The 12,497-nt window shown below is 61.4% G+C and carries 12 protein-coding genes; 7 read left to right on the plus strand and 5 right to left on the minus strand.

The genetic code is table 11. The features are described 5' to 3' along the window. Positions 1 to 51: 51 nt before the first annotated feature. The 3 genes from groL to ACHEXL_RS01365 form a co-directional block, all read right to left on the minus strand. Positions 52 to 1,701: a chaperonin GroEL gene (groL, locus tag ACHEXL_RS01355; protein WP_416560278.1), complete on the minus strand. Its 1,650-nt coding sequence runs from the start codon at positions 1,699 to 1,701 to the stop codon at positions 52 to 54. A gap of 43 nt (positions 1,702 to 1,744) precedes the next feature. Further along, positions 1,745 to 2,032 (minus strand): co-chaperone GroES, encoded by a 288-nt coding sequence (gene groES, locus ACHEXL_RS01360; RefSeq protein ID WP_019426307.1) that lies wholly within the window; start codon positions 2,030 to 2,032, stop codon positions 1,745 to 1,747. Between the two features lie 152 nt (positions 2,033 to 2,184). Next, positions 2,185 to 2,769, minus strand: a complete 585-nt coding sequence (locus ACHEXL_RS01365; protein WP_416560279.1) for a helix-turn-helix domain-containing protein — start codon at positions 2,767 to 2,769, stop codon at positions 2,185 to 2,187. Positions 2,770 to 2,994: 225 nt separating this feature from the next. Between ACHEXL_RS01365 and ACHEXL_RS01370 the strand changes: the two genes are divergently transcribed. Both ACHEXL_RS01370 and ACHEXL_RS01375 read left to right on the plus strand, forming a co-directional pair. Further along, on the plus strand, positions 2,995 to 3,822 hold the full coding sequence (locus ACHEXL_RS01370; RefSeq protein WP_416560280.1) for a lysophospholipid acyltransferase family protein: 828 nt from the start codon (positions 2,995 to 2,997) through the stop codon (positions 3,820 to 3,822). A gap of 16 nt (positions 3,823 to 3,838) precedes the next feature. After that, on the plus strand, positions 3,839 to 4,705 hold the full coding sequence (locus ACHEXL_RS01375) for a lysophospholipid acyltransferase family protein (protein WP_416560281.1): 867 nt from the start codon (positions 3,839 to 3,841) through the stop codon (positions 4,703 to 4,705). On the opposite strand, the gene ACHEXL_RS01380 is transcribed toward ACHEXL_RS01375, so the two are convergent. Beyond that, positions 4,699 to 5,664: an alpha/beta fold hydrolase gene (locus tag ACHEXL_RS01380; RefSeq protein ID WP_416560282.1), complete on the minus strand. Its 966-nt coding sequence runs from the start codon at positions 5,662 to 5,664 to the stop codon at positions 4,699 to 4,701. The two genes, ACHEXL_RS01375 and ACHEXL_RS01380, sit on opposite strands and share 7 nt — an antisense overlap. 50 nt (positions 5,665 to 5,714) lie before the next feature. After that, positions 5,715 to 6,464 carry a ribosome biogenesis GTP-binding protein YihA/YsxC gene (gene yihA / locus ACHEXL_RS01385; RefSeq protein WP_416560283.1) on the minus strand — a complete coding sequence of 250 codons (750 nt, stop codon included), beginning with the start codon at positions 6,462 to 6,464 and terminating at the stop codon, positions 5,715 to 5,717. Positions 6,465 to 6,551: 87 nt separating this feature from the next. Here yihA and ACHEXL_RS01390 point away from each other — a divergent pair, with 87 nt between their 5' ends. From ACHEXL_RS01390 to ACHEXL_RS01410, 5 genes are all read left to right on the plus strand, one after another. Continuing rightward, the gene (locus ACHEXL_RS01390) at positions 6,552 to 7,184 is read left to right on the plus strand and encodes a c-type cytochrome (protein ID WP_416560284.1); all 633 of its coding nucleotides are present in this window, start codon (positions 6,552 to 6,554) and stop codon (positions 7,182 to 7,184) included. Positions 7,185 to 7,371: 187 nt separating this feature from the next. Beyond that, entirely contained in the window at positions 7,372 to 9,498 is a 2,127-nt protein-coding gene (locus ACHEXL_RS01395; RefSeq protein WP_416560285.1) for a cytochrome c biogenesis protein ResB, read from the plus strand. Continuing rightward, positions 9,495 to 10,805, plus strand: coding sequence for a c-type cytochrome biogenesis protein CcsB (gene ccsB, locus ACHEXL_RS01400; protein WP_416560286.1), 1,311 nt, complete (start codon positions 9,495 to 9,497; stop codon positions 10,803 to 10,805). Before ACHEXL_RS01395 ends, ccsB begins: the two co-directional genes overlap by 4 nt. A gap of 27 nt (positions 10,806 to 10,832) precedes the next feature. Beyond that, positions 10,833 to 11,828, plus strand: a complete 996-nt coding sequence (msrP, locus tag ACHEXL_RS01405) for a protein-methionine-sulfoxide reductase catalytic subunit MsrP (protein WP_416560287.1) — start codon at positions 10,833 to 10,835, stop codon at positions 11,826 to 11,828. Between the two features lie 28 nt (positions 11,829 to 11,856). Continuing rightward, on the plus strand, positions 11,857 to 12,456 hold the full coding sequence (locus ACHEXL_RS01410) for a sulfite oxidase heme-binding subunit YedZ (protein ID WP_416560288.1): 600 nt from the start codon (positions 11,857 to 11,859) through the stop codon (positions 12,454 to 12,456). The last annotated feature ends 41 nt before the right edge of the window (positions 12,457 to 12,497 follow it).

Below are 12,497 nucleotides of genomic sequence, written 5' to 3' on the forward strand. Positions count from 1 at the left end.
TGACAGACTTGGCCGGGGTTACCTGCCAAGTCCTTTCGACCGGTTGGGCAATTACATGCCCATGCCGCCCATACCACCCATGCCGCCCATGTCAGGCATGCCGCCGCCCATGGGGGCGTCGTCTTTCGGGGCTTCCGAAACCATGCACTCTGTTGTGAGCATCAAAGAGGCCACGGACGCTGCGTTTTGCAAGGCAGTGCGTGTCACTTTGGTGGGGTCCAGGATACCCATTTCGATCATGTCGCCGTAGGTGTCGTTGGCAGCGTTGAAGCCGTAGTTGCCCTTGCCAGCCAACACCGCGTTCACCACCACCGATGGCTCGCCGCCGGCGTTGTACACGATCTCGCGCAGTGGCGCTTCGATGGCTTTGAGCACCAACTTGATGCCGGCGTCTTGGTCAGCGTTGTCGCCTTTGATGACGCCAGCAGTCTGACGTGCACGCAGCAAAGCTACGCCACCACCAGCCACGATGCCTTCTTCCACGGCAGCGCGGGTGGCGTGCAGGGCGTCTTCCACGCGGGCTTTCTTCTCTTTCATTTCGACTTCGGTGGCAGCGCCAACCTTGATCACGGCCACACCGCCAGCCAACTTGGCCACGCGCTCTTGCAGCTTTTCGCGGTCGTAGTCGGAAGTGGCTTCTTCGATCTGCACGCGCACTTGTTTGACGCGGGCTTCGATGTCAGCAGCGGCACCTGCGCCGTCGATGATGATGGTGTTTTCCTTGCCCACTTCGATGCGCTTGGCTTGGCCCAGATCGGCCAAAGTCACTTTTTCGAGGGTCAGGCCGACTTCTTCAGCGATCACTTTGCCGCCGGTCAGGATGGCGATGTCTTCCAACATGGCCTTGCGACGATCGCCGAAGCCTGGAGCCTTGACAGCCACAACCTTCAAGATGCCACGGATGGTGTTCACCACCAAAGTTGCCAAGGCTTCGCCTTCGACTTCTTCGGCAATGATCAACAAAGGACGGCCGGCTTTGGCCACGGCTTCCAGTGTGGGCAGCAGATCGCGGATGTTGCTGATCTTCTTGTCGAACAACAACACGAAGGGGTTGTCCAGCAAAGCGGCTTGCTTTTCGGGGTTGTTGATGAAGTAAGGCGACAGGTAGCCGCGGTCGAACTGCATGCCTTCAACGACGTCGAGTTCGTTGTTCAAGGACTTGCCGTCTTCCACGGTGATCACGCCTTCTTTGCCCACTTTGTCCATGGCGTTGGCAATGATTTCGCCGATGCTGGTGTCGCTGTTGGCAGAGATCGATCCGACTTGGGCGATTTCTTTGCTGGTGGTGGTGGCTTTGGTGGCCTTCTTCAGCTCTTCGATCAAAGCCGTCACGGCTTTGTCGATGCCGCGCTTCAGGTCCATGGGGTTCATGCCGGCGGCCACGTACTTCATGCCTTCGCGCACGATGGCTTGGGCCAACACGGTGGCGGTGGTGGTGCCGTCACCCGCGTTGTCAGAAGTCTTGGAAGCAACTTCCTTGACCATCTGCGCGCCCATGTTTTGCAGCTTGTCTTTGAGTTCGATTTCCTTGGCCACGGACACACCGTCCTTGGTCACGGTGGGGGCGCCGAACGAGCGCTCCAGAACCACGTTACGGCCTTTAGGGCCCAGGGTGACTTTGACCGCGTTGGCCAGAATGTTCACGCCTTCAACCATGCGTGCGCGGGCTTCGCCGCCGAAAATGACGTCTTTTGCTGCCATGTGAGTAGCTCCTGAATGTATTTAAAAAATGGAAAACTGAGACTTATTCGACAACGGCGAACAGGTCTTCTTCTTTCATGACCAACAGCTCGTCGCCGCCGACCTTGACGGTCTGGCCGCTGTACTTGCCGAACAACACGCGGTCGCCGACTTTCACGCTCAGGGCCTTGGTCTCGCCTTTGTCGTTGGTTTTGCCAGGGCCGACGGCCAGGACTTCACCTTGATCGGGCTTTTCAGCAGCCGAGTCGGGGATTACGATGCCCGAGGCTGTTTTGGTTTCGCTTTCGATACGCTTGACGATCACGCGATCGCCCAAAGGACGCAGTTTCATGGAATCTCCTGGATTTGAAACAAGGGTTGAAAAACAAAAGCACCAGAAAAACGGGTGCTGCTGAAATCTGAGGAGGCGGATGCTGTTAGCACTCAACTCCATCGAGTGCTAATGATAAAGGCTTTTGGGCGTATTTCAAGCCCGGGGGTGTTTTATTGGTGGACAGGGCGAGGCGTGTCGCTGCCACCGGCCTGTGCACTGCCGAGCATGTAGCCGTACACCAGGTCGGTGCTGATGTCGCCTTCGAACAGATTGATTTTTCGGGCCAGATGCAAGGGGCTGTTGGCCGGGAGATGGCCGCTGTTGTAGACCACGATGTGGGCGTTTTGCATCAAATTGTCTTGCAGGTGCAGCGGTGCCGTGTGCAGCCACGGAATACGCGCATCGATGAAAAAGACCCCCACGGTTTGGTGAACGCCCATCAAGTCCAGCGGGTGGGTGATGACCTTGACGTGCTCCCAGTGGTTCATCTTGTCCAGTGCGGGCGGCAGATGATGGCTGTCGTGCAACACACACACCAAAGGGGCGTCGGACGCGATCTGTAGGCCCGGAAACCCTTTTTGTTTGCAATACTGATTCAGCGACGAGGACAAAATGCGCCGGTGACCGCCCTGGGTGACAAAAGCTTTGAAGACCCCGTTTTCCACCATGCGCTGGATGGTGCCGACCGACAAGCCCAACAATTTGGCGGCTTGGCTGGTGCTGAAATAGTTGGGGTTGATTTGGTGGTTTTTCATGGTGAAGGCCTTGTGCGCGTTGAAAAGGATGAAATGGGTGTTTTTCAGGCTCTGCGGCCATGGTAGGCCCCGCCGGACGGCCTGGGCTTGGCATGAACCGGTAGCGGGCCGGACTGAAAACAGGTAGCGCACAGACTGGGGCCTGCTTGTGCAGGGCATGGGCGTGGCACACGCAGAAACAGCACGTGCCGGCTTGCCTCCGGTTCAGGGCAAAATCACACCCCTATGCTGCGCTGGTTCCGTTTTTTTTCCCGTTGGCCTTTGTGGGCCCTGCACCTGCTGGGCAGCGTGGGGGGCTGGCTGGCCTGGTGTTTTTCAGGGCGCTACAGAAGCCGGTTTTTGCACAACGCTCGCCAAGCGGGTCTGGCTTGGGGGATGGTGTGGCGGGCGGTGGGGCAGGCTGGGCGCATGTCGGCCGAATTGCCCCGCCTGTGGCTGGGCCGCACGCCACCACTGGCGTGGGCCGACGACCGCGCTGCGGTAGAGGCCTATGCCAGCGGCCAAGGGGTGCTGTTTTTGACCCCGCACATGGGGTGTTTTGAAATCACGGCCCAGGCGCTGGCGCTGCGCTTTTCGGCCGAACACGGCCCCCTGACGGTGCTTTACCGCCCCGCGCGCCATGCTGGACTGGGCGAAGTCATGACCCTGGCGCGCCAGCGGCCTGGCCTGGAGGCCGTGCCCACCACCTTGGCGGGTGTGCGGCAAATGATCAAGGCCCTGCGTTCCGGGCGTGCCGTGGGCTTGTTGCCCGATCAGGTGCCGCCCGAGGGCATGGGGCAGTGGGCGCCGTTTTTTGGCCAATCCGCCTACACCATGACCTTGGCGGCGCGTTTGGCTTTGCAAACCGGCGCCCGGGTGGTGCTGATTTGGGGTGAGCGCCTGTCTTGGGGGCGGGGTTACCGCTTGCACACCCAGGCGTTGGGCCACCCCTTGTCCGACGACCTGGACACCGCGGTGGTGCAGATCAATCAGGCCATGGAGTCGCTGATTCTGCAGTGTCCATCGCAATACATCTGGGGCTACGCCCGCTACAAAAACCCCAGGCAGGCCTGAGCGGAACTGATAAACCATGGTGAATTTGCTGATCGCTGTTTTGCGCCTGTTTGCGCGCCTGCCTTTGCCTTGGGTGAGGGCGGCGGGTCATGGCTTGGGCTGGTTGCTGTGGCACCTGGCACGCAAGCGCCGCCGCATTGTGTTGGTCAATCTGCACCAGTGCCTGCCCGAGTTGTCCAAGCCCGAACGCGAAGCCTTGGCCTACCGCCACTTTGTGGCCTTCGGTCAGTCGGTCATGGACCGTTCCTGGCTTTGGCATGCGCCCGAGGCTTTGGTGCGCCAACGCCTGCGCTGGGTGGGGGATGTGCAGGTTTTGCAGCAGCCGGGGCCATTGGTGATGTTTGCCCCGCACTTTGTCGGGCTGGATGCGGGCGGCATGGCGGTGTCGTTGGATGTGCCTGGGCCGGTGGCCTTCATTTTTGTGGGCCAGTCACGCCCGGCCGTTGAGGCCTGGGTGCGTCAGGGGCGCGAGCGCTCGGGCAATGTGCGGCCGCATTACCGGCACCAGGGTATGCGCCAGATTTTGGCGGGCATCAAAAAAGGTGAGCCTTTGCACCTGTCGCCCGACATGGATTTCGGTCCAAAAGAGTCGATCTTTGTGCCCTTCATGGGGGTTGAAAAAGCAGCCACTGTGCCGTCGCTGTCGCGCTTGTCGCGGGTGGTCGGAGCGCGGGTCGTGCCGGTGGTGACCCGCATGACGCCTGAGGGTTACGACATCGAGGTCTATGGCGCGTTGGAAGACTTCCCCACCGCCGATTTGGCACAAGACACCGCCCGCACGAACCGGCTGCTGGCCGAGTGGGTGCGCACCATGCCCGAGCAGTACTACTGGGTGCACAAGCGCTTCAAGACCCGGCCCGAGGGCGAGCCGGGTTTTTATTGAGGCGACCGGACGGCCTGCGGCTGCAGAAAACCTGCGATTTCCTGGATGACCCGAGCGGGCTGCTCGTGCACCACCCAGTGCGTGGCCTGTTCAATGGGCACCAGCTTCATCGTGGGGACGTGCGCGTCCAGACCTTCGGTCAGGCAGGGCAGCAGGGCCACATCGTCCTGCGCCCAGAGCACCAGGGTGGGCACCTCGATGCGCAGTGCTTCGGGCGGGATTTGCACGGCGCTGGCACCCGGGTCGGTGGCCGTGGCCGGGCGCAGGGGCGATGCGCGGTAGTAGTTGAGACCGCCTTGCAGACCGTGTTGCCAGACCTCACGGTATTGCGCTTTCACGGCGGGTGTGAGCCAGTGCGCCGGGGCTTTGGCGGTTTGCGCGGTGAGCGATTGCAGCGAGCGGTCTTGGCCTGTCAAAAAGCCAAACAGGCGCTCAAAATCGTTGGCCGCCAATTGCGTGGCCGCATCGGGTTGCACCAAAAAATTCATGTAAGTGCTGGCCGCTTGCTGTGCCGCATCGTGTTGCAAGGCCCACAGGAAAGGGCCAGGGTGGGGCGAGTTGACGATGACCAGCTGGCGCAGCTGCTCCGGGTGCTGGTTGGCCAGGCTCCAGGCCACGGCACCGCCCCAGTCGTGGGCGATCAGGGCGGCCAGCGGGGCTGGGCCTGATTCCAGCGCAATCAGGGCCACGATGTCCTGCACCAGGTGTTTGGCACGGTACGCCTTCACGTCTTCCGGGGCGCTGGAGCGCTCGTAGCCGCGCAGGTTGGGGGCCACACAGCGGTAGCCGCCGTTTTCGGGTTTCGAAAAGTGCAGCAAAAGAGGGTCCCAGACCCAGGCCCCTTCGGGAAAGCCGTGCAAAAACAACAGCACCGGGCGTCCGGACTCGCCGCAGGCGCGGCAGCTCAGGGTGATGCCGTGGGGCAGGGTTTGCTGCCAGGTCTGGATGTCGGGATGCACAGCGGATCACTCCTTGAGGGGCGGTGAGCCGTGGCGGTTTCAGCGCAGTCTCACTCGTCCAGGGCTTCGGGTTCTTCTTCGGGTGGCTCGGCAGCAGGGGCTGCAGACGCTGCAGCGCCCGCAGGGTGTGTCCAGTCCCACAGCCGTTGGGCCACTTCGTCCACCCCCTGCTTTTTCAGGGCCGAAAAGAGTTTGACCTCGCCGCCCCCGGCTTGCAGTCGCGCAATCGACAAGGCCTTGGCCTGCTCCGACCGGGTGAGCTTGTCGGCCTTGGTCAGGATGATCAAAAACTTCAGGCCCTGCTCCACCCGGGGGCGGATCACTTCAAGCAGGATGTCGTCCAGCTCGGTCAGGCCGTGGCGCGGGTCGCACATCATGACGATGCCGGTCAGGTTCTCGCGGCTGACCAAATAGTTGGCCATGACCTGCTGCCAGCGCAGTTTGTCCATCTTGGCCACAGCAGCGTAGCCGTAGCCGGGCAGGTCGGCCAGCACAGCGTCGGTGACGCCCTGCTTGCCCAGGGCAAACAAATTGATGTGCTGGGTGCGGCCGGGTTTTTTGGAGGCAAAGGCCAGTTGTTTCTTCTGCGTCAGGGTGTTGATGCAGGTGGACTTGCCCGCATTGGAGCGGCCCACAAAGGCGATTTCGGGGGTGTCCATCGCGGGCAGGTGGTGCAGTTGCGCGGCGGTGGTCAAAAAACGGGCCGTGTGCATCCAGCCCATGGGGGTCACGGCGGGGGCTGCCTGAGCGGGTGCTGAAGGCTTGGGGGCCGAAGGGGCGGCGGGCGAATGGGCGGTCATAAATCGGGGTGGCCTTTGGGCGTCAGGAAACTGGCGCAGGACGCATTGTAGAATCCTTGGGTTTAGCGCCAACTCCTGGATCACGCCATGAAGTCGATTAATTCTTTTCTGATCACCGCCCTGTCGGCCGCGTTTGTGGCCGGTTCTGCCCTGGCTGCCGGCCCTGCGCCCCAAGCGGCCAAACCCGACCTGGCCAAAGGCGAGGCCATTTACAGCGCAGCCTGTGTGGCATGCCACGCCGCTGACGGTAATTCCGGGACCCCCGTCAACCCCAAGTTGGCCCAGCAACACCCAGAGTACCTGCTCAAGCAATTGCAGGAATTCAAGTCCGGCAAGCGTGCCAACGCCGTGATGAGCGGCATGGTGGCCGGTTTGAGCAACGACGACATGCGCAACATCGCTTACTGGCTCGCCTCCAAGCCTGCCAAGCCCGGTTTTGCCAAAGAAAAAGACACCGTTGCCCTGGGTGAGCGCATCTACCGTGGCGGCATTCCGGACCGCCAAATCGCGGCTTGCGCCAGCTGCCACTCGCCCAACGGTGCAGGTATGCCTGCCCAGTACCCCCGCATGTCGGGTCAACACGCCGACTACACCGCAGCCCAGTTGGTTTCCTTCCGTGAAGGCGTTCGCAAGAACAGCGTTCAGATGACCCAGGTCGCCTCCAAGATGAACGACCGCGAAATCAAGGCTGTCTCCGATTACATCGCAGGTCTGCGCTAAAGCGCTCAGCAAGCCTCTGACCCTGGGCAATCCCTTGGGTCGATGGGGGTCTTCAGTCAGTCTTCATCAGACTGCGCCACAATCGGACCCCCGGCTGTGACAGAACCATCAAGGCCGGATTTCCGGCCTTTTTTTCGGGTGGCGGGCCAGCGGCCCGCTTTTCTTTGCCTGTGGACACTCTTGCACCATGACGCCTGCCGCTTCCAGCCCTGAATCCGAACGTGGCTCGCCTCGCTGGGAAGCCGTGCTGGAGCTTCTGTCGTCGATGCGTTTTGCGATCTCGCTGTTGACGGTCATCTGCATCGCGTCGGTGATCGGCACCGTCCTCAAGCAAAACGAGCCTACCAACAACTACATCAACCAGTTCGGGCCGTTTTGGGCCGAGTTGTTTGCCACGCTCAAGCTCAACACCGTCTACAGCGCCTGGTGGTTCTTGTTGATCCTGGCCTTTCTGGTGGTCAGCACCAGCCTGTGCATCGCCCGCAACACGCCCAAGATCCTGGCGGACCTGAAGAACTACAAGGAAAACATCCGCGAGCAAAGCCTCAAGGCCTTTCACCACAAAGCCGAGGGCCATTTGAACGAGGCACCCGAGGCCGCCGCCAAGCGCCTGGGGGCCTTGCTGGCCACGGGCGGCTGGAAGGTCAAGCTGCAAGCACGCGACACTCCCGCGGGCCAAGGCTGGATGCTGGCGGCCAAGGCGGGCGCGGCCAACAAGATCGGCTACATCGCGGCGCACTCGGCCATTGTGTTGGTGTGTGTGGGCGGTTTGCTCGATGGCGACCTGATGGTGCGCGCCCAGATGTGGTTTGGCGGCAAGGAAATCTACAACGGTGGCGGCTTGATCGCCGATGTGCCTGCGCAGCACCGCCTGTCCGAGCGCAACCCGGCTTTCCGGGGCAATTTGCTGGTGGCCGAAGACACAGCCTCGGGCACGGCCATCCTGAACCAGTCCAACGGCATCTTGCTGCAGGAGCTGCCCTTTGTCATCGAGCTGAAAAAGTTCATCGTTGAGTACTACTCGACCGGCATGCCCAAGCTGTTTGCCAGCGACATCATCATCCACGACAAAGCCACGGGCGAGAAGCGCGAAGCGCGGGTCGAGGTGAACCACCCGGCCAGCTTCAAGGGCATCAACATTTACCAATCCAGCTTTGACGACGGCGGCTCCAGCGTCAAACTGCAGGCCGTGCCCATGTCGGCCGCCACCCAATCTTTTGAGGTGGAAGGCACCATCGGCGGCAGCACCGACTTGACCAATGGCAACGAGAAGATGAGCCTGGAGTTCACCGGGCTGCGCGTGATCAACGTGGAAAACATGTCCGGTGGTGCTGGTCCCGAGGGTTCGGGTGTGGATGTGCGCAAAGTCGATTTGCGCAGCGCCATTGACGAGCGCCTGGGCGCCGGGCACAAAACCACCCAGACGAAAGAGCTGCGCAATGTGGGCCCGAGCGTGAGCTACAAGCTGCGCGATGCTGCCGGCCAGGCGCGTGAGTACAACAACTACATGCTGCCCGTGGATGCGGGCGACGGCGTGCCGGTGTTCTTGCTCGGCATGCGCGAGACGCCCAGCGAACCTTACCGTTACCTGCGCCCTCCGGCCGACGAGAACGAGGAGTTGACGGGCTTCATCCGCCTGCGCGCGGCCTTGGAAACCCCCGCGCTGCGCGAGCGTGCGGTGCAGCGTTACGCCCGCAAGGCAGTCGACCCGCAGCGGCCCGAGTTGACGCAGCAGCTGGCCGATTCGGCCCAGCGTGCCTTGGGCTTGTTTGCCGGTCAAGAAGAGGTCAAGGGCAAGAAAGTGGCGGGCCTGCAGGCCTTGGCAGACTTCCTGGAGGCCAATGTGCCCGAGGCCGAGCGTCCCCGTGCGGGCGAAATGTTTGTGCGCATTCTGAACGGCACCTTGCTGGAGTTGGACACCGTGGCCCGTGAACAGGCGGGTGCCAAGCCTTTGCCTGCCGACAAGGTGCAGGGCTTCATGTCGCAAGCGGTGCTGGCTTTGTCAGACGCCCCGTTCTACCCCGCACCCATGACGTTTTTGCTGAAAGATTTCAAGCAGGTGCAAGCCAGCGTGTTCCAGGTGGCCCGGGCGCCGGGTCAGTCCATCGTTTATTTGGGCTGTGCCCTTTTGATCCTGGGTATTTTTGCAATGCTGTATGTTCGGGACCGTCGCTTGTGGGTCTGGCTGTCGCCGCAGGGCGAGGGTGCCCAGGCGAGCGTGGCCTTGTCGTCCAACCGCAAGACCATGGACGTGGACCGTGAATTTGACCAACTGAGTGCCCGTTTGCTGGGTCGCTCCGAGAAAACACCATGACGACTGTCACTTTGAATCCAGGCTATTTTTCCAGCCGCTCGCTGCTGGACTGGGGCTTTGCCGTGTTGGCGCTGTTGGGCACCGTGTTTGCCTTCACCCGCTACCAGCACGCCATGGACGTGTACGAGCAGGCCATCCTGATTGGCAGCTTGCCGGCGGTGGTCTGGCTGGCCTGGTTCTGGCGGCCTTTGCGTACCTTGATGCTGGTGGTTTCGGGCCTGTCCCTGTTGGCCATTTCTCTCTACCAGGGTGATCTGGCACGGTCCGAACAAGTCTTTTTGCTCAAGTATTTCCTCTCCAGCCAGTCGGCCATCCTTTGGATGAGCATGCTGTTTTTCATCAGTACCGTTTTCTATTGGGCGGGCATGTTCCTCCGTGGCCAGGGGGATGCGCTGGAGTCCTTGGGCTCGCGCATGGCCTGGGTGGCGGTAGGCCTGGCCCTGATCGGTACCTTGGTGCGCTGGTACGAAAGCCACCAGTTGGGCCCGGACATCGGGCACATCCCGGTGAGCAACCTGTACGAAGTCTTTGTGATGTTCTGCTGGATGACGGCGGCGTTTTACCTGTACTACGAAGCCCAGTACAAAACACGCGCTTTGGGGGCCTTTGTCATGTTGGTGGTCAGCGCGGCGGTGGGCTTTTTGCTTTGGTACACCTTGGTGCGCGAGGCGCACGCCATCCAGCCTTTGGTGCCCGCGCTCAAAAGCTGGTGGATGAAGCTGCATGTGCCGGCCAACTTCATTGGCTACGGCACGTTTGCCCTGGCCGCCATGGTGGCTTTTGCTTACCTGATCAAGCAAACTGCTGGTGAAACCCGTTGGTACAAACTGGCCCCCTTGTGGTTGCTGGGCATTGTGCTGTGCTTCGAGCCCGTGGTGTTCCGTAAGGCTCCGACCGCTGAAAGCAGCAGTTACTGGATGGTGTATTTCGGTATTTCTGCGTTGATCGTTGCGGGCATTTTGTTCGGCCGCCGCCGCATTGCCGAGCGTCTGCCGTCTTTTGAAATCCTGGACGATGTGATGTACAAGTCCATCGCCGTCGGGTTTGCCTTCTTCACCATCGCCACTGTGTTGGGCGCCCTGTGGGCGGCCGAAGCCTGGGGCGGTTACTGGAGCTGGGACCCGAAAGAGACCTGGGCCTTGATCGTTTGGCTGAACTACGCCGCCTGGCTGCACATGCGCCTGATGAAAGGCCTGCGCGGCACCGTGGCCGCCTGGTGGGCCCTGGTGGGTCTGGGCATCACGACCTTTGCCTTCCTGGGGGTCAACATGTTCCTGAGCGGTCTGCACAGCTACGGCACGCTCTGATTTTTTTCGCCTTCAGCAGGAGCCTCCATGATCATCCAGTCACACACCTCAGGCTTTCAGCACCCCGTGCCCAGTGAAATCACGCCTGAGTCGGTTTACCTGACACGGCGCGACATCATTCGCCACATGGCCACAGGCTCAGCGGGCCTGGCCTTGGCGGCCTGGGGGATGCGCGAGGCCCATGCGCAAACTCCGCGTGCAGGTCAGTTGGCGCCTCTCGCTGCCGTGCCCTCGAACGTGCCAGGAGCCATGACCATGGATCGGCTCACGGCCTACAAAGACGCGACCACTTACAACAATTTTTACGAATTCGGCACCGACAAATCCGACCCGGCCAAGCGGGCCCACACGCTGGTCACACAACCTTGGACGGTCGAGATCGAGGGCATGGTGAAAAAACCAGGCCGCGTGAACCTGGAAGACCTCATGAAATGGGGCGCCATGGAAGAGCGCATTTACCGTCTGCGCTGCGTGGAAGGCTGGTCGATGGTGATCCCATGGATCGGGTATTCGCTGGCCGATCTGATTCGGCGTGTCGAGCCGCAGCCGGGGGCCAAGTTTGTCGAGTTTGTGACCCAGGCGGACCCCAAGACCATGCCGGGCGTGCGGGGCGGGGCTTTGGATTGGCCTTATGTCGAGGCCTTGCGCATGGACGAAGCCATGCACCCGCTCACCCTCTTGGCTTTTGGCATGTACGGCGAAGTCATGCCCAAGCAAAACGGCGCGCCGCTGCGCCTGGTCGTGCCCTGGAAATACGGCTTCAAGAGCGGCAAAAGCCTGGTCAAGATCCGTTTCACCGACAAGCAGCCGGTCTCGTCATGGGAAAAAGCCGCGCCGCAAGAATACGGCTTCTATTCCAATGTGAACCCGACTGTGGACCACCCCCGCTGGAGCCAGGCCACCGAGCGGCGCATCGGCGAAGACGGCTTGTTGGCCAAGAAGCGCAAGACGCTCATGTTCAACGGCTACGAAGCGCAAGTGGGCCAGCTGTACGCTGGTATGGACCTGAAGAAGTTCTTCTGATGCCTGAGCGCGCACGGGCCTTGCAAGCATGAGGGCAGCGCTGCGCCACTGGGCTGCTTGGTGGCTTCTCTTGGTGGTGGGCCTGTTGCCACTGGCTTGGCTGATCATGCAAACCCTGCAAGACCAATTGGGCGCTAACCCCGCCGAAACCCTGATCCGTGCGACCGGCGATTGGACACTTCGCAGCCTGTGCGTGGTGCTGGCTGTGACGCCGCTGCGCACGTTGCTCGGCTGGCCCGAGCTGGTCCGTTTTCGGCGCATGCTGGGTCTTCTGGTGTTTGGCTATGCCAGTCTGCACCTGCTGTGCTACGCCTGGTTTGACATGGGCTTTGACCTGGCCGATACGCTCCAAGACCTCTTCAAGCGCCCCTTCATCTGGTTGGGTTTCAGCGCTTTCGTGATCTTGCTGGCGTTGGCCGCCACCTCGTTCAACCGGGCCATGCGCTGGCTGGGCGGCAGGCGTTGGCAACTGTTGCACCGGGGTGTTTATGCGGTGGCGGTGCTTGCCGTGCTGCACTTTTGGTGGATGCGTGCCGGCAAACAAAATTTCACCGAGGTGCTGGTGTACGCGGGCATCTTGGCGGTCCTGTTGTGCTGGCGCTCGGTGCGGGCAGCACGGCGAACCTGAGCCCGCATGAAGCGCTTGTGCAGCCGATTCAGGCTGCACCG

This window comes from Limnohabitans sp. YIMB22184 (assembly GCF_048020265.1).
Classification (GTDB): domain Bacteria; phylum Pseudomonadota; class Gammaproteobacteria; order Burkholderiales; family Burkholderiaceae_C; genus Limnohabitans_A.